14 protein-coding genes are annotated in these 16,785 nt (G+C 66.5%); 6 read left to right on the forward strand and 8 right to left on the reverse strand.

Annotated elements, in window-relative coordinates:
• The first annotated feature begins 45 nt into the window (after positions 1-45).
• From ACN28F_RS11050 to ACN28F_RS11060, 3 genes are all read left to right on the forward strand, one after another.
• Positions 46-1,401 (forward strand): hypothetical protein, encoded by a 1,356-nt coding sequence (locus tag ACN28F_RS11050; RefSeq protein WP_421361344.1) that lies wholly within the window; start codon positions 46-48, stop codon positions 1,399-1,401.
• Complete coding sequence (locus tag ACN28F_RS11055) at positions 1,401-2,318, forward strand: phosphotransferase family protein (protein WP_421357641.1); 918 nt, start codon at positions 1,401-1,403, stop codon at positions 2,316-2,318. Before ACN28F_RS11050 ends, ACN28F_RS11055 begins: the two co-directional genes overlap by 1 nt.
• A gap of 917 nt (positions 2,319-3,235) precedes the next feature.
• A complete protein-coding gene (locus ACN28F_RS11060; protein ID WP_421357642.1) occupies positions 3,236-3,727 on the forward strand; it encodes a hypothetical protein in 492 nt (163 codons plus the stop codon).
• A gap of 48 nt (positions 3,728-3,775) precedes the next feature.
• Here the strand turns inward: ACN28F_RS11060 and tnpC are convergent, their stop codons facing one another.
• Positions 3,776-5,179 (reverse strand): IS66 family transposase, encoded by a 1,404-nt coding sequence (tnpC, locus tag ACN28F_RS11065; protein WP_421357643.1) that lies wholly within the window; start codon positions 5,177-5,179, stop codon positions 3,776-3,778.
• 184 nt (positions 5,180-5,363) lie between these two features.
• On the opposite strand from tnpC, the gene ACN28F_RS11070 reads away from it, so the two are divergent.
• Positions 5,364-5,699, forward strand: coding sequence for a hypothetical protein (locus ACN28F_RS11070; protein ID WP_421357644.1), 336 nt, complete (start codon positions 5,364-5,366; stop codon positions 5,697-5,699).
• A gap of 232 nt (positions 5,700-5,931) precedes the next feature.
• Here ACN28F_RS11070 and ACN28F_RS11075 read toward each other — a convergent pair whose 3' ends face one another.
• On the reverse strand, positions 5,932-6,843 hold the full coding sequence (locus tag ACN28F_RS11075) for an alpha-amylase family glycosyl hydrolase (protein ID WP_421357645.1): 912 nt from the start codon (positions 6,841-6,843) through the stop codon (positions 5,932-5,934).
• Between the two features lie 490 nt (positions 6,844-7,333).
• Here ACN28F_RS11075 and ACN28F_RS11080 point away from each other — a divergent pair, with 490 nt between their 5' ends.
• A complete protein-coding gene (locus tag ACN28F_RS11080) occupies positions 7,334-8,464 on the forward strand; it encodes a hypothetical protein (RefSeq protein WP_421357646.1) in 1,131 nt (376 codons plus the stop codon).
• 78 nt (positions 8,465-8,542) lie between these two features.
• On the opposite strand, the gene ACN28F_RS11085 is transcribed toward ACN28F_RS11080, so the two are convergent.
• The 6 genes from ACN28F_RS11085 to ACN28F_RS11110 are packed head-to-tail and all read right to left on the reverse strand — an operon-like array spanning position 8,543 to position 15,435.
• Positions 8,543-9,529: a hypothetical protein gene (locus ACN28F_RS11085; protein WP_289207947.1), complete on the reverse strand. Its 987-nt coding sequence runs from the start codon at positions 9,527-9,529 to the stop codon at positions 8,543-8,545.
• Positions 9,526-9,876 carry a PadR family transcriptional regulator gene (locus tag ACN28F_RS11090; RefSeq protein WP_289207948.1) on the reverse strand — a complete coding sequence of 117 codons (351 nt, stop codon included), beginning with the start codon at positions 9,874-9,876 and terminating at the stop codon, positions 9,526-9,528. Before ACN28F_RS11090 ends, ACN28F_RS11085 begins: the two co-directional genes overlap by 4 nt.
• Before the next feature lie 53 nt (positions 9,877-9,929).
• Positions 9,930-11,777 (reverse strand): glycoside hydrolase family 13 protein, encoded by a 1,848-nt coding sequence (locus tag ACN28F_RS11095; protein ID WP_421357647.1) that lies wholly within the window; start codon positions 11,775-11,777, stop codon positions 9,930-9,932.
• 3 nt (positions 11,778-11,780) lie between these two features.
• Positions 11,781-12,641, reverse strand: a complete 861-nt coding sequence (locus ACN28F_RS11100; protein ID WP_421357648.1) for a sugar ABC transporter permease — start codon at positions 12,639-12,641, stop codon at positions 11,781-11,783.
• Positions 12,638-14,179 carry an ABC transporter permease subunit gene (locus ACN28F_RS11105; RefSeq protein ID WP_421357649.1) on the reverse strand — a complete coding sequence of 514 codons (1,542 nt, stop codon included), beginning with the start codon at positions 14,177-14,179 and terminating at the stop codon, positions 12,638-12,640. The genes ACN28F_RS11100 and ACN28F_RS11105 overlap by 4 nt, the downstream gene beginning before the upstream one ends.
• The gene (locus ACN28F_RS11110) at positions 14,179-15,435 is read right to left on the reverse strand and encodes a sugar ABC transporter substrate-binding protein (RefSeq protein ID WP_421357650.1); all 1,257 of its coding nucleotides are present in this window, start codon (positions 15,433-15,435) and stop codon (positions 14,179-14,181) included. Before ACN28F_RS11110 ends, ACN28F_RS11105 begins: the two co-directional genes overlap by 1 nt.
• Before the next feature lie 154 nt (positions 15,436-15,589).
• Between ACN28F_RS11110 and ACN28F_RS11115 the strand changes: the two genes are divergently transcribed.
• Positions 15,590-16,651, forward strand: coding sequence for a LacI family DNA-binding transcriptional regulator (locus ACN28F_RS11115; protein WP_421357651.1), 1,062 nt, complete (start codon positions 15,590-15,592; stop codon positions 16,649-16,651).
• The last annotated feature ends 134 nt before the right edge of the window (positions 16,652-16,785 follow it).

Genomic DNA, 16,785 nt, shown 5'->3' on the forward strand with positions numbered 1-16,785 from the left:
GTCATGCAGAACCATCCGCTCACCGCAGCACGCGAACGCCTGGGCCTGACCCGCCGGCAACTCGCCGACCAGGTCAACAAGATCCTCTACCCCGACCCCGGACAAGCCGCCCACAGCGCCTTCACCGCCAACTACCTGGGCAAACTCGAAAACGGCAAGATCCGCTACCCCGCCGAGGACTACCGCACCGCCCTCCGCATCGCACTCGACGCCGACACCGACGACGAGCTCGGCTTCCGGCCAGCACGCGAGCTAAGGACCACAGTCGCCCTTGTCCGAAGGGTCTACCCTCGACCGGCGGGACATGAGGTCGACTCGACTGGCGGACTCCCGGAGGACGAGATGCGACCCAAGCAGATGCCAGATCAGGGCAAGGCCGGAGAACCGGATGCGAACCGTCGTGCCCTGCTCCGAGGAATCGCGGCGGTCGCCGCCTCGGCCGGTCTACTCGGTGGCTCCGCTGATAGCGGATCGCGGCGACTCGGCCACGGTGACGTCGACCGGCTCGACGCCGTGATCTCCCTCTACCGGTCCATCGACTACGAACGCGGCGGCGGCGCTCTGCACCGCGACGTCGCTCAGCTGGCCGACTCCGCATCAGCCCTACTGGACCAGCCGCACCCGCCGACGCTCGGCCCTCGGCTGCTGCGGTCGGTCGCGTCAGCTCGGCAACTCGCCGGCTGGACCGCGTTTGACGCCTGCCGACATCTCGACGCGCAGCGACACTTCCTCCTGGCCGAGCGGCTGGCCGTCGCCGCCAACGACGTGCTGCTCACCGCACGGGTGCGCTACTGCCAGGCCCGCCAGTTCCAGCACCTCCGGCACAACAAGGACGCGCTGGAAACGCTTCGGCTGGCCCGCGACGAGGTAGGCCGACAGGTCACCCCGGCTGTCAGCGCGATGCTCCACGGAGCCGAGGCCGCTTCGCTGGCCGCTCTCGGCGACGGACCGTCGGCAACACGCGCCCTCGAAGCAGCCACGGACGAGTTCGACTGCCTCAACCCGGACAACGAACCGGACTGGATGCGCTTTTACGACCGCGGCGAACTCCTCGCCCAGTACGGGCGGGTGTACCGCGACCTCGCCCGCAAGGACAACAGCAACCGGTACGGCGAGGCTGCCACCCGCACCGTCGCGCAAGCCATCGACACCTTCGGCTCGCAGAACGTCCGCAGCAGCGCGCTCAACGGCGTCAGCCTGTGCAGCTCGCTGTTCCTGGCCGACGAGCCCGAACAGGCAGTCACCGTCGGCGCCCGCGTTATCGAACAAGCTCGGCAGCTCAGCTCGCCCCGCATCCTGGACCGCATCCACAACCTGAGACGGGATCTCAAGCGCCACGAGCACATGTCCACCGTCGCCGACTTCTCCCGCACCGTAGCTGTGGTAGGCGCAGGCAGCTGATGACCGAATCGGCCGGACGGTTCACCGAGCAGGCGATGAGAGCAGCGATGCACCAGATCGCCGCCCGACTCGGCGTCGCCGCCGGCGACGCCCAACTGCTACGGATGACCAACAACGCCGTGTACGCGCTCCCCTCAGCCGGCCTCGTCATCCGCATCACCCGATCCCACGCCCTGCACGACCGGGCGCTGAAGGTCGCCCGCCTGGCAACCTGGTTCGCAGCAGTCGACGCCCCGACCATCCGCCTCGTCCCCGACATCGAGCAACCGGTACGGGCCAACGGCCTCTCCGCCACGGTGTGGCGGCTCGTCGCTCCCACGCCACGACCGCCGACCGTCGAGGAACTTGGTCAGGTACTCCGCGAGTTCCACTCCCTCGGCTTACCACCGTTCCCGCTACCCGAGTGGGACCCGGTCGGCGACGTCCGCACTCGTCTCATCGACGCGGAAGCGCTGAACCCCGACGACCGAGACTTCCTGCTGGAGTGGTGCGACCGGCTCGCACCACGCATCGCGGATCTGAACGCCCAGGCTCGCGGCCTGGTCCACGCCGACGCGCACGTCGGCAACCTGCTCCGCGAAGCCGACGGCCGCGTAGTCCTCTGCGACTTCGACCCGACCTGCATCGGCCCATGGCAGGTCGACCTGGCCGCCGTCCCCGTCGGGGAGATCCACTTCGGCCGGGCCGGCGCACACCAAGCCCTCACTTCGGCGTACGGCTACGACGTCACCACCGACCCAGCCTGGCCGACCCTCCGCGAAGCCCGCGAACTCAAGATGATCGCCGCCGCCGTACCCCTACTCGCCAGCACCCCCGGCGTCGCCGATGAGTTCGCCGTCCGCCTGGCCTCCGTCCGCAACAAAGACGACACCGTACGCTGGACCCCCTTCGTAGACCTCACCAGTCGAACCGACTAGGTCTCGCCAAGGTCCAAATCGAAGAGACCGACCATAGAAGTCCTGACAGGACAGCCCGGCTGCGGCACCCGGGCCCGGCAAGCCGGTCTGTAACTGCCTCCCTACAGCCTCACAACCGCCCCGTCACGCCTTCCACCCAGCGATACCACCACCAGGATCGCGCTTGCTGGTTACACCAACGCACTCGACTCAACTGCGGTTACCCCTGGTCAGCTGGCAAATTGCGGCCAGCGCACTAGTCACGATAGGATCGGTATCACATGTTCCAAACACGGTCAAGACTATCCAATACTCGAACAAACTTTAGCAGTTACTCAGTCCACAGCGAACATTCCGAGTATTTACAAATAGTCATGATCGACTCGCGCAACGCCTTGAAGCACGCCACACACCCCAGGTACGGTCGACGAATCGAGGCAACATGAAGGAGTGGTGAGGTCTTGCACGCAGTCATCAGAGTAGCCCGAAGCATTATTCTCCTAGTCGCACTAACAAGCATCTGCCTATCATTCTCAACAGCAGCTACAGCGAGCCCAGCGGATCACAGAGCGATCACACCATCCTTCATCGAGTCGGTTGATCCGGCCGAACAACCACTCAACTTCGAGAACAACGATGAGATGTCAGTTGCGTGGGATGCAGTGTATGACAAATATCTGACTGCAGGCATGTGGGCCGCAGCAGCCGTCTCCCAGGCGGCGTTTACCGCATATTGCATTTCGGCGGTTCCATCTCCGCTTCAGCCAGCCTGCCACCTGATTGCCAACAGCGGGTTGCTCTCCCAATTCCAGAGCATGGGTCCGCCAAACGGCCGCTGTCTCAAGATTGCACCAAGACTAGGACTGCCTCCCTACCAACTCAGCTACATAAGCTGCTAATCGATCACCATCGAACCAGGAGGCTTCATGATACGAGGGATGCAACGACTAGCGGTTTCGGCCGCCGGAGTAGCGCTAACACTTGCCTTCGGACTGATCAATCCAAGCTCGGCCCAAGCCACACCGGAGCAACCGGCGGTAATTACAAACCCGAGCCTTCAGGCGGCAGCCGAAGCCTTCGCAGAAGCAACAAGTCGACTAACACCAAGCATTGTGCGAGCCGACGATGGAACGCTTGAGCTAGAAACTACCGCGGCCGACTCGGGAATCAACCCGGAGACGTTCGATCAGGTCGTAGCAAGCTTGGACGAACTTAACCAAGCCGTCCTTCGCGGAGAACTTCTGACAAACGAACAGTTGCAAGTTTTTCCAGCAAGTCCATCCATCTTTCACAACGGAGTAATCTACTACTGGTGGGGAATGGAGGTTCACTTCACCGCAACCACAACCAGCAAAATAACGAATGCAATGAATGCGGGCGCCGGATTCTCCGCGATAGTAGCAATTGTCCTCCCTGTAGTTGGAACGTGACTGGATAGGTGCGTGGGACCTTGGAATACCGCAAGCGCGCGAGGTGGGTCAGGCGGTTGTGGGAATCCAAGGGCTGCCGGCGGCGGCTCGGGTGAGTGCGTCGAGCATGTTGATGCCGTGTCGGGTGGCGGTGGCGGTGTAGCTGCGGATCGCGGCGAAGTGTTCGGCTCCGGTCATGGTGCGCATGCTGCCGGAGACCTTGATCCGGAGTTTCGGCATGCGGATGGTCCGCTCGGCCGGGTTGTTGTCGAACGGCACGGCCGGGTCGGTGACGAAGCGTAGGTAGTCGGCGCGTCGGTCCCGTAGTCGCACGAACAGGGCGTGGTACTTGCGGTGCAGCTTGTCGGTGCGGGTGGCGGTGGCCTCGGCGCCGAGCACGACGGCCGAGCGCAGCAGGTGGGTCTGTTCGGCGAGGTCGGCCGGGTCGGGTTCGCAGCCGTCGGCGCGGGCCGTGACCGTCAGGCGGTTCAGTCGCCGCAGGGCGTCGATGGCCTGGCCGGCGAGGTCGGCGACCTGCCCGGTGGCGGTGTCGACCACGTAGACCAGTTCGCGTAGGACGTGGGCGTTGCACAGGGCGTGGACCGCGTCGGTGTAGGTGTCGTACGGGGCCCACGCGTCGTGCACGGCGACGCCGGTGTATCCGGGTAGCACGCCGGCGTCGTCCATTGCGGCGGTGCCGCGTCGGCGGTGCACGGTGAGGAACACGTCGGTGGGTGTGGAGGCGGAGTGCAGCCAGGCGAGGCGGCCGTCGACGCGCATGCCGGTCTCGTCGAAGTGCGCGACCGGCGCGTGGCGGACGCGGTCACGGATGACGGGGAGCACCGTGTCGATGACGCCGAGGGCGGTGCGGGTGACCCAGGCGGTGATGGTGGCTGGCGCGACGGGCAGGCCGAACAGGTCACGGATCGCGTCGGCGGTGCGGCCGATGGACAGGAACTGTCCGTGGAGCAGGTAGACGCCGATCGCGGCGATCCGTGGTCCGTAGACGGCGGGCGCGGTGGCCCCGGCCGGTGTCGCGGCGGTGGTGTGGTGCCCGCACGGGCAGGCGACGGTGACGATCTGGTGCTCGGTCACCACGACCCGGGGCTGGGGGATGTCGAACACCTGCCGGCGGGTGACCGTCACCTCGGCGGCGTTGGTCAGGCCGTCACCGCAGCCGCCACAGATGTCCGGCACGTGCCGGACGATCACGTCCGGTTCGGCCACCTGGGACAGGGTGGTGCCCTCGCCCCCGGCCGGGCGGCCCGGCCGGCGACCCGAACGGCCCCGCAGCGACTTCGGCGCCGGTTTGGCCAGCCCGTCGCTCGACGGCGGTTTCGACGAGTTGCTCGACGACTGCTTCAACCGGGCCTCAAGCTCAGCGATCCGCGTCAGGGCCTGCTCCAGCCGTGCGGCCAGCCCGGCGTTCAACGCCAGCAGCTCGTCATACGACGGCGGCGGATCGGCGGGCACGGCTGGTCAGCCTACCAGCATCCACAGCAGACAGCACCACCGGGATCAGGAACCTATCCAGTCACGTTGGAACAATCGCGGCCACCGTTGTTGCAGGCCTTTTTGTCATTGGGGCTAGTGCTCTGGGCTTTTGCTCGAATAGCAACGGCGTCATCGTAAGCCATCCGTATGTTGGCCCAGTTTGGTGCAGCGGACACTAGCTGCAGAAAGAACTCAAGAGCAAGCCAAACTGGCTCGCCGAAGCCCACTGGGTTACGGCGAGCCAAGTGGCATTCATTCAACACAACAGCAACTACTAACCCAAGGACAAGAATTGTTGCGAGCCACACGGTACATCTGCACTCTACTGGCAGTGATCTTCACATCACTAAGCATAATATCGTTTTTTGTCAATTTTAATGAGATAGAGAGCAAAACATCTGCGCTCGGAGTTCTCGGGTTTGCGTTTGGCATGATCGCTGTCGTCATCAAGCTGAAGGCAAACCAGAACAAAGGCGTCATGAACCCCAAAGAAGATTGAGCTATTACACCAGCCACCAGGAGAACCAACCCTTATCAGGTCGTGACATCGCGTCGATTTTAGGTCCAACCGGGCACGGGTTCGACTTCCGTGCATAGACGAGCGAGAACGCGCCTGGATCAGGTCGCGGTCGACAATGTCGCAGCCGAGGTGTCGATCGGTTTTTCCGGAATCACCATCAGCGGATGGGTTCGATGGGCAACTAGTGGCGTTCACCGGGCAGGGCGCAGCGTCAGGGGAGGCGCCAGAGTTGGAAGGTGGGGCCGGCGGCGGGCAGGGTCAGGGTGCCGTCGGCGGCCGGGCGCAGCGGTGGTGCGCCGCCGTACAGGTTGACGAGGGCCGGAGCAGCAGCGTCCGGCGGGGCCACCAGACCGGACAACCGCACCGGAGCACCCGACGCCCGCCGGGCCAACGCCAACACCGACCCGGACGGCGACTCCCGCAGATAGACCAGGGCGTCGTCATCGACGTACACCCAACGAAGGCCGCCGTGCCGCAGCTCCGGCACCTCCCGACGCAACGCCACCAACGCCCGGTACACCCCGAACGTCGCCCCATCCCACGAGCCCGGCCGGTCCCACGGCATCGGCGTCCGCGAACCCTCCCCGTTCTCCCCCCGCAACCCCAACTCATCCCCGGCGAACACCATCGGCGTCCCCGGCAACGTCAACTGCAACCCGGCCGCCACCTCCTGCCGCCCCGCGTCCCCCACCACCGTCCGCACTCGGGCCGAATCATGCGAGCCGAGCAGCTGCCACGAATGCACCAACGACCGCCACGACACCAACGCCCCGAAGGCCCGCATCGTCGCCAACGCCGCCGACCCGGACCGGGCCGGCACCCCACCCGGTACGCCGAGGAAGTCCGGCAACTCCAACGATGATGACCGCAGCCAGCTCCACACCGGCCGGGTGAACCCGGCATAGTTCATCGTGCCGTGCCAACCATCGGCGTCCAGGTCACGGGTGAAGTCGTGCCCGTGCTCGGCGACGATCAGCCCGTCCGACCGGGTCTCGGCCACCGCCCGGCGCAGCAACGCTGCCACCTCCAGGGTGAGCGCGTCGGCACCGCGCCGGCCGGTCATGTTGGCCACGTCGATCCGCCAACCGTCCAACCCGTACGGCGGCAACAGCCACCGCCGCACCACCGCCGCCGGCCCATCGACGAAGCGTCGCCGCAGCTCAGCACAGAAGAAGTGCCGAGAAGTCTGGGTTCGAAACTAAATACAACTCTTACCCCGATATATACGTAAAGTCCCGTCTGCGGATCATTCGAGCAGCCCGGGATGCCTGCGGGGAGGCATCAGGGCCGTGCCTGACCTCGCAGGTGGCAAGGTCCGACATTCGCAGCCTTCACTGGTCTGCTCTTGAGCTGTAGCATCGATTGTCACCTGTGGACTTGGTCCACCCCTGCAGCGAATGCGCCCTGGCGAGAGGAACCCTTTGAACCCCTCCAACCACACAGGAAACCACGACCGCCGAAGAAGCTACAGCCGAGGCGCTGTCGCTTTTGCAGCGCTACTTGCGCTCCTACTGGCCGCCGCCCCAGCCAACGCGGGTGACGAGAAACAGGAAGACTCCGTTTCGCCAGACGCACAATCAACCGAGAACCTAGACCCAGAAACACTCGATATAATGCTTCGCCAGAACGCGCTGCAGCCGGCGGTATCCGAGCTGTACGAAGCCCATTTAGCGGAGCCGGCCGCTGGGTTTGCGTCGATCTCCTTCGAAGGTGACGGGTTAGCCCTTTACTACAGCGGAACACCGACGGCTCGCATGGAGGGCGCGATCGCCTCGGCCCGTCGTCTTGGTCGCGTCGAAATCAAGTCTGCTCCCTACTCGTTGGCCGAAATGGAGGCCGACGCAGCAGCTATCAGCGACGCCAACGCCAGAGCAGGCGGCAATTTGCAGTCAGTAGGGATGCGGTATGACGGTACGGGACTGGACGTTGAGCGCCTTCCAGTTGATGCGGAGCGGCGGATTTTGCGCACGACAAATCAATCTACGTTGACAGATATATCCACAATCCTCAGCGGGCTTTCCCTGTCAGTTCCCGTGACCGTCAGCACCGCTACTGAGGAGGTTAATATCCTCGCCAGCAGAGTGGCGGATACCTCACCCTGGAACGGTGGCGGACGCTGGGAGTCCTGGCGGGGCAGCGACCATCGGATGAGTTGCACCACCGGATTCGGGATCAACGCATACTCCCGCACCTGGATACTAACCTCCGCCCATTGCGCAACAGCCCCGGACGTTGCCTACCAGGGCGTTTTTGCGGGCGGTTCGGGCACGACCTTCAACCTGATGGGTGGCGTAACGGGAGAGTCCTGGGAGTATGACTTGATCCTCATCGACACGCCTGGCTTCTATCGAATGTTCGACGGAGGTCCGACGACGAGCAACTACAAGACCGTCAACGGGTGGGGCTACCATGCAGCCAACGAACTGGTATGCCAGTCGGGTGCCGCCAGTGGTGTTATATGCGATCTGCGCACTGGCAGCAGTACGAATATTGTCGTGAGCTGTTCCAGTCCGGATTCCGACGGCGACTGCGGCTATACAATCAGGGGCCTGATCCGCACTACACAGACGTCTGGAAATACCGCAGCACGTGCCGGCGACAGTGGCGGACCGGTCTTTACTCTTATCGGCAGCACCGGCGTGCGAGCGAAGGGAGTAGTGTCTGCCGGTGGCGGCTCCACCATGTATTTCCAGGACTGGGCCGACGTTATCCGCCTGTACAATGGATACCCGCGAACTCCGTAACGCTTGGCGGGGAACCCTGATGATGTAGCCGTATCTATCATGGCCCGGTACCCCTGAGCGGGGTACCGGGCCATGACCTTAACTGCCGATTCGCTCCTTAGCGCGAATGACGAAAATCCCGGCTGCGAGCACTGTCGCGGCAACGGCTGCGGCCACCACGAGTGCCGCTGCAGGGGAACCAGTCAGAGCAGCCTGAGGCATCACGGTTGATAACGCATTGTCATAGCCAAGCAGCAGCGCTGTCGCTAGCAGCACCACGACGGTTGCCAGCAATACTAGGGCCCTGCCGCGTTGGACCACCGGCAACGTCAGCACTGTGACTACGCTGAGCAGCAAGATCATCGATGCAGTGCCGATTGCGAGGTTTACCTCCAACTGAGTCCCGACCTCCACAAAGGCTCCGGACTGTCTCGCCAGGATAGGCTCCAACGTGGCGCTCAGTGCAGTGCAGACCCCCGCAACGGCCGCTGCTATCCAGGTCCGAGCCGAAAGCCGATCTTGCTCCGTTCCCTGCAGAAACGAACCAGCCAGCAGGACGGCGACCACAGCGGCGAGAAGCAACTGCCACCCGGCTCCAGACGGGTCACCGACACCGATGACCAGCATCGCGAGCTCGGCCACGACTGCCATACCCGCCACTGCCGCAGCGACAGATCGCTTTCCTACGGCCAGAGCTACAACTATCAGCAACCATCCGGCTAGTCGCGCCCAGCCAACGGTGCCGATGACGGTGATTGGAGCCTGTTCAGCAAACCGCCAAGACCAGACGCCCCCTTCAACGGCAGGGCGAGCCTGACGAGCTAGCACCAGAACTGCAGCGAGCGTACCGACGGCTGCCGCTGCAGGGAGCCATGCACCCGCGCCGGTCGCGGTGCGAACGGCCCCCATCCGCCGCATGATCGCAGCCTGTACCACATCGACCACCTCTCCGAGCCGAGGGCGGGACTGCCCGGGTTCGGCACCGTCCATCAAAACGCCAAGGATCTCTGCACCGTACTGCTCACGAAATTCAGGCGGGTACCACTGCAGCAGCCGCTGGTAGCGGCGCTCTAACGCCCGGCTCACGCTAACGATCCAGCGACGCCCGGAGCAGCAGGTCGAGGGCGCGCCTGCAGTCGCGTGGTCGCAGTTCGAGCTTGTCGTTGCATGCGTTCGGACTCTTCAGCAAGCCGTTGGGCGCCAGCACCGCTGAGCCGGTAGTAGCGGCGCAGCCGCGAGTTGACCACTTCCTCAGCAGCTACCTCCACCAACCCTTCCGCGCGTAGCCGGTCAAGGATCGCGTACAACGAGCCCGCCTTCAGGTGCACTAGGTCGCCAGAGATCTGGCGCACCTCTTCGATCAGCGCGTAGCCGTACAGCTGCCGGTCCGCCAGCGCGGTCATCACCAGGAACGCCGGTTCGCCGATTTTCATGCGTTGAGCATATACATCTCAGATGAATATACAAGGATCTCGGAGTCCACGGGTCAGGGGAGGTGCCAGAGTTGGAAGGTGGGGCCGGCGGCGGGCAGGGTCAGGGTGCCGTCGGCGGCCGGGCGCAGCGGTGGTGCGCCGCCGTACAGGTTGACGAGGGCCGGAGCAGCAGCGTCCGGCGGGGCCACCAGACCGGACAACCGCACCGGAGCACCCGACGCCCGCCGGGCCAACGCCAACACCGACCCGGACGGCGACTCCCGCAGATAGACCAGGGCGTCGTCATCGACGTACACCCACCGCAGCCCGCCGTGCCGCAGCTCCGGCACCTCCCGACGCAACGCCACCAACGCCCGGTACACCCCGAACGTCGCCCCATCCCACGAGCCCGGCCGGTCCCACGGCATCGGCGTCCGCGAACCCTCCCCGTTCTCCCCCCGCAACCCCAACTCATCCCCGGCGAACACCATCGGCGTCCCCGGCAGCGTGAACTGCAACCCGGCCGCCACCTCCTGCCGCGCCGCGTCCCCGACCACCGTGCGGATCCGGGCCGAATCATGCGAGCCGAGCAGCTGCCACGAATGCACCAACGACCGCCACGACACCAACGCCCCGAAGGCGCGCATCGTCGCCAACGCCGCCGACCCGGACCGGGCCGGCACCCCACCCGGTACGCCGAGGAAGTCCGGCAACTCCAACGATGGTGACCGCAGCCAGCTCCACACCGGCCGGGTGAACCCGGCGTAGTTCATCGTGCCGTGCCAACCATCGGCGTCCAGGTCACGGGTGAAGTCGTGCCCGTGCTCGGCGACGATCAGCCCGTCCGACCGCGTCTCGACGACCGCCCGGCGCAGCAACGCTGCCACCTCCAGGGTGAGCGCGTCGGCACCGCGCCGGCCGGTCATGTTGGCCACGTCGATCCGCCAACCGTCCAACCCGTACGGCGGCAGCAGCCACCGCCGCGCCACCGACGATGACCCGTCGACGAAGCGTCGCCGCAGCTCGGCGCTGCCCCAGTTGAGTTTCGGCAGCGACTTCACGCCCAGCCACGACTCATAATCACCGTTGTCGCCGAAGTAGTACAGCTCCCGCTCCGCCGAGGTTACGTCCGACACGGCGGCGGTGAACCACGGGTGGGCGTCGCCGGTGTGGTTGCTGGTGATGTCGCCGAGCAGCCGCCAGCCGCGAGCGTGCACCGCCGCCGACAGCCGTGCCAGTGCCTCGTCCCCGCCGAGCAGCGGGTCGACGTGGTCGAACGCGGCGGCGTCGTACCGGTGGTTGGACCGGGCCGGGAAGATCGGCGTCAGGTAGACGGTGTTGACGCCGAGCCGCTCCAGGTGGTCGAGCCGCTCCCGGATGCCGTCCAGGTCACCGCCGTAGAACTGGGCCGGCGTTTCCGGCCCGCGCCCGACGACCGGGGTGTCCCAGTCGCATCGGATCGCCCACTCCGGCAGCTCCCGCCCGTCAGCGGCAGCCGACCGGGCGAACCGGTCCGGGAAGATCTGGTAGATCACCGCGTCGGCGGCCCAGGCCGGCGGCGCATCGTGGGTGACGAGCCGGAAGTCGGTGGCGTCCGGCACGTCGTGGTCGACCTCGCCGACCCCGGTCAACCAGCGCCGCCCACCCCCGGCCAGCAGGAAACGGTACGGCGTGACCGGGTTACGGGCCTCCACCTCGCCCCGCCACCACACGTCCCCGTTCGGATCCTGCCGGTCGACCACCGCCTCGGAGAAGCGCGGCTCACCGTCGGCTGTGGAGCGTACCCACAGCTTGTCGACCGGCCGCGCACCCGCCGGCACCCGGACGAAGACCGACACCCGATCACCCAGGTTTACCCCGGCGGCGGCACCCGGCGAATACAACGACGATCCGTCGTGGTGCGCCTCGAACAGCTGGCCCACAAGCTAACCCTTCACAGACCCGGAGGTGAGACCGGAAACGATGTAGCGGCTGAGCAGCTGGAACACCAGCACCGTCGGGACCGCCGTCAGCAGGGTGCCGGCGGCGAAGATCCCGAAGTTGTTGTTCCGCTCCCCCGCCACCAGGCCGTACATGCCGACCGCCAGCGTCTTCGCCTCCGGGTTGGTGAGGAAGACGTTGGCGATCAGGAACTCGTTGATGGTGTTGATGAACGCCAGCAGCCCGGTGACCGCCAGGATCGGCGCCACCAGCGGCAGCATGATCCGGAAGAACACCTGGGCGTGCGACGCCCCGTCCATGGTGGCCGACTCGTCCAACTCCCTCGGCAGGGTGTCGAAGAAGCCTTTCATCAGCCAGGTGTTCACCCCGAGCGCGCCACCGAGGTAGAGCAGCATCAGCCCCCACGGGGTGTTGAACCCGATCGTCGGCCACAGGTCGGTGATCGTCGAGAAGATCAGGAAGATCGCGACGATCGCCAGGAACTGCGGAAACATCTGGATCAGCAGCAGCGACAGCAGACCGACCCGCCGGCCGCGGAACCGCATCCGGGAGAAGGCGTACGCCGCCAGCGACGACAGGAACACCGACGCGAACGACGCCAGCCCGGCGATCAGCAGCGAGTTGCCGAACCAGCGGCCGAACGACGTGTCGGCGAACAGCCGGCGGAAGTTGTTGCCGGACGCCCCGGTCGGGAACAGGTCGGTCGACGACAGGGTGCCCAGCGGGTTCACCGCCGCCGACAGCACGAACACGATCGGGAACAGCGAGAACGCCACGGCCAGCAGCGCCACCAGGTGCCGCCAGCCGACCCGACCCAGCCAACGGGTGAACGTACGCCGCTTCATCCGTACACCTCTTCCTGTTGCCGGGTGCGCCGGAAGCTGACCGCGGAGATCACCGCGACGAGCGTGAAAATGAAGATCGAGATGGCGGCGGCGAAGCCGTACTGCGCGCCGGCCGCGCCGAACGCCAACCGGTACGTGTAGGTGATCAGCAGGTCCGTCGCGCCGACGCTCGGGTTGTCCGCCGGGAACGGCCCACCCTCGGTCGTCAGATAGATCGCGTTGAAGTTGTTGAAGTTGAACGCGAACGAGGCGATCAGCAGCGGCGTCAACGCCACCAGCAGCAGCGGCAGCGTAACCCGGCGGAACGCCTGCCACGGGTTCGCGCCGTCGATCGAGCTGGCCTCGGTCAGCTCCTTCGGGATGGCCTGCAACGCGCCGGTGGCAACCAGGAACATGTACGGATACCCGAGCCACAGCTGTACGCCGATCACCGCCAGCCGGGCCGACCAGTCCTGCCCGAACCAGTCCACAGTCAACCCGAAGAACTGGTTGATCAGCCCGAAGTCGGTGTTGAACATGTCCCGCCAGACCAGCAGCATCGCGAACGACGGCATCGCGTACGGCAGGATCAGCAACACCCGGTAGAGGTTGCGCCCGCGTATCCGGTCGGAGTGCAGGGCGATGGCGCAGAGCAGCCCGAGGACGAACGTGCCGCCGGTGGAGCCGATCGCGAAGGCGAAGTTCCAGACCAGGGTGCCGAGGAACGGCCCGGAGATGCTCCGGTCGGTCAACACGCGGGTGAAGTTGTCCAGGCCGACGCCGACCCGCCAGCCCTGCAGCAGCCGGTCACCGTCGGCGGAGACGAACGAGCCGGCGTCGTCGTCGGCCGTCCACACCGTGCCCGTCACGGTGTCGGTGACACAATCACAATCGTCGTCGTACGCCCGGACCGCGACCCCTTCGTACGCCCGCGACAGCCCGATGGAGCGGATCGCCCCGTCGTCGGTCGGCACCGCCAGGTCGGTGATCTCCTGGCTGCGGGCACTGGCCTGACCGGCGTTGAGCAGCGTGTACCCGTCGGCCGCCGTCACCTTGCCGGCGTCGGTGACGGTGACGTCGCCGGCCGGCAGCTCGGTCAGCCCGTCGGCGTCACCGGCGTAGACGACCCCGTCGGCCGGGTCGACGACCAGCAGCACCAGGTCACCGGTGGCCGGGTCGCCGACCGTGGCGACAGTCATCGCGTACTCGATGGATCCTGGCACCTGGACCACCGACGTGGCCTGGATGGCCGCGATCGCCTCAGTCTTGCTGCCCCGGTGTCCGTCGCCGAAGTTGGTGAACGCGGTGGAGGCGGTGTAGAGCACCGGGAAAATCTGGAAGGCGATCAGGAACAGGGTGCCGGGGATCAGGTACTTCGCCGGCACGTGTCGCCGACCCAGGTAGAGGTAGCCGATGCCGGCGGTCGTGACGACCAGGATGCCCAGCCCGACCCACGCCTCGGCGGCGATCAGCGGGAACGCCGCCCAGATCGCGATCGCCGCGACCAGGCCGAGCAGCAGCGCCTTGGCCAGCAGACCGCCGGCTCCGGTGGTTCGCATTACTTGATCTGTTCGGCGATCGTCTGACCGGCGGCGGTCATCGTGCTCGCCACGTCGGCACCGCCGACGATCGCGGCCTCGGCCTTGCCGAACGGGTCCCAGATGGCGGCCATCTCGGGGATCGCCGGCAGCACCGCGCCGCCCTGCCCGGCCTGCTGGAACTTCGCCAGGTCCGGGTCGGCCCCGGCGACCTGGTCGAGGGCGGCGGTCAGCGCCGGCGGGCGCGGCTCGGCCTCGTAGAGCGCGACGGCCAGGTCGGTCTGGGTGGTGTAGTTGGCGACGAACTCCTGCGCCAGGGCCTTGTTCTCGCCCTTCGCGGCGACGTAGAACGTCTGCACGCCGACGAACGGCTGCGCGGGTGCGCCACCGGCGAAGCCGGGGACCGGGCTGATGTCGTACGCGATGTCAGCGCCCTTGGCGTCGGTGATCGCCCACGGCCCGGAGACCAGGAAGGCGCATTTGCCGCTGGTGAAGGTGGCGATCGAGTTCTCCGGGGTGATGGAGCGCTTCAGCGCGCCTTTGCCCTTCTCGCCCAGCGTGGCGATCTTCTCGAACGCGGCGATCGACTCCGGCGTGCCGACGCCGAGCTGCGTCGGGTCGTAGTCGCCTGCGGCGGTGGTGCCGAACAGGCTGCCGCCGGCCGAGGTGTAGAGCGGGTACAGGTGGTAGGCGTCGCCGTTCTGCCCGACCTGCAGGCAGAGAATCTCCGACACCTTGCCGTCGGCCTTGAGCTGCTCGCCGGTGGCGACGAGCTCTTCGATCGTGGCCGGGGCGTCGGGGGCGAGCGCGGTGTTGCGAATCAGGGCGACGTTCTCCATCGCGTACGGGACGCCGTAGACCTGGCCGTTGAAGGTGACCGCCTGGATGGCGACCTCGGCGAAGCCGGCGGTCTGGTCGCCGGTGAGCTGGACCGGCTCGATGGCGCCGTTCTGCACCAGGTTGCCGATCCAGTCGTGTGCGCCGACCATCACGTCCGGGCCGCTGCCCTGCTGCGACGCGGTGACGAAGGTGGTCTGCTGGTCCTTGCTGATCGCCTGGACCTCGACGGTGACGCCGTTGTCGGCGCCGAACTTCTCGGCGAACGGGGCGAGGGCGGCGCTGCGCTTGTCGTCGGCCCAGATGACCAGGGTGCCGCCGGTGGCGGCGTCGGGGCTGTCGGTGGTGGCGGGTTCGCCGTCGCTGCTGCCGCAGCCGGCGGCGGCCAGTGCGAGCGCGGCGGCCAGCCCGGCGGCCACCGACGTGGTACGGACGCGCATCGGGACTCCTGTCCTGGAAGTTATTGCAGTACGGTGCCGCGATCACGGCACTGGTTTCGTCGTGTGTTGCCGGGACGTTAGCAAGATGTTGCAGGCAATGGAAGAGATTGCAGGGACCGTCGCAAGAACTTGCCGGTGCGCTACCGTGAAGGCCATGCGCGCACGACTGTCCGACATCGCCCGCCAGGCCGAAGTCAGCGAGGCCACGGTGTCCCGGGTGCTCAACGACCGCCCCGGGGTGGCCGCCGAGACCCGCCAGGCGGTGCTGACCGCGCTCGACGTCCTCGGCTACGAACGCCCGGCCCGGCTGCGCAAACGCAGCGCCGGCCTGGTCGGCCTGGTCGTGCCGGAGCTGGACAACCCGATCTTCCCGGCGTTCGCGCAGACCATCGAGTCCGCACTGGCCCAGTCCGGCTACACGCCGGTGCTCTGCACCCAGACCCCCGGCGGCGTCACCGAGGACGAGTACGTGGAGATGCTGCTGGACCGGCAGGTCGCCGGCATCGTCTTCGTCTCCGGCCTGCACGCCGACACCGCCGCCGACCACGAGCGCTACCGCAAACTGATCGCCCGGCCGCTGCCGATCGTGCTGATCAACGGGTACGCCGAAGGCATCGAAGCCCCGTTTGTCTCCTGCGACGACCGGGAAGCCGGCGAGCTGGCCGTGGAACATCTCGTCTCCCTCGGCCACCGGCGGATCGGACTGATCACCGGGCCGGACCGGTTCCTGCCGGTGCAGCGCAAACTGGCCGGGTTCCGGGCGGCGATGCGGCGGCTGGTCGGCGCCACCGACGCCGAGATCGACGAGCTGACCGCCCTGTCACTGTTTGGTGTGGAGGGTGGCAAGGCGGCGGCGAACCGGTTGCTGGACAAGGGTGTCACCGGTATCACCTGCGGATCGGACCTGATGGCGCTCGGCGCGATCCGGGCCGCCCGCCAGCGCGGCCTGTCCGTGCCCGGTGACGTGTCGGTGGTCGGCTACGACGACTCGCCGCTGATGGCGTTCACCGATCCGCCGCTGACCACGCTGCGCCAGCCGGTGATCGCGATGGCGGTGGCGGCGGTAAGGGCCCTGGTCGACGAGATCAACGGGCACGCCGCCCCCAACTCGGAGTACGTGTTCCGCCCCGAACTGGTCTCCCGAGGCTCCACCGGCATCGCCCCCCAGGTCACCCACCTCGCCGCCGCCGCGCTCACCGCCCCCGCCACCCCCTGACCCACCGCCCATGATCGCGACGATCTTGCAGTTATCGAGAAGATATGTCCACTTTGTCTCACGATAAGTGCAAGATCGCGGTGATCATGGAGGGGTGGACGGGGCGGGATGAGGGGGTGAGCTTCCTTGCGCAA

The sequence above is a fragment of the Solwaraspora sp. WMMA2101 genome, from assembly GCF_049179175.1.
Classification (GTDB): Bacteria; Actinomycetota; Actinomycetes; order Mycobacteriales; family Micromonosporaceae; genus Micromonospora_E.

Excerpts from the sequence above, each read along its gene's own strand:
- ACN28F_RS11115 (WP_421357651.1), top strand. The coding sequence starts at position 15,590 with ATGCGCGCACGACTGTCCGACATCGCCCGCCAGGCCGAAGTCAGCGAG.
- ACN28F_RS11100 (WP_421357648.1), bottom strand. The coding sequence starts at position 12,641 with ATGAAGCGGCGTACGTTCACCCGTTGGCTGGGTCGGGTCGGCTGGCGG.
- ACN28F_RS11060 (WP_421357642.1), top strand. The coding sequence starts at position 3,236 with ATGCAACGACTAGCGGTTTCGGCCGCCGGAGTAGCGCTAACACTTGCC.
- ACN28F_RS11055 (WP_421357641.1), top strand. The coding sequence starts at position 1,401 with ATGACCGAATCGGCCGGACGGTTCACCGAGCAGGCGATGAGAGCAGCG.
- ACN28F_RS11105 (WP_421357649.1), bottom strand. The coding sequence starts at position 14,179 with ATGCGAACCACCGGAGCCGGCGGTCTGCTGGCCAAGGCGCTGCTGCTC.
- ACN28F_RS11080 (WP_421357646.1), top strand. The coding sequence starts at position 7,334 with ATGCTTCGCCAGAACGCGCTGCAGCCGGCGGTATCCGAGCTGTACGAA.
- ACN28F_RS11090 (WP_289207948.1), bottom strand. The coding sequence starts at position 9,876 with ATGAAAATCGGCGAACCGGCGTTCCTGGTGATGACCGCGCTGGCGGAC.
- ACN28F_RS11110 (WP_421357650.1), bottom strand. The coding sequence starts at position 15,435 with ATGCGCGTCCGTACCACGTCGGTGGCCGCCGGGCTGGCCGCCGCGCTC.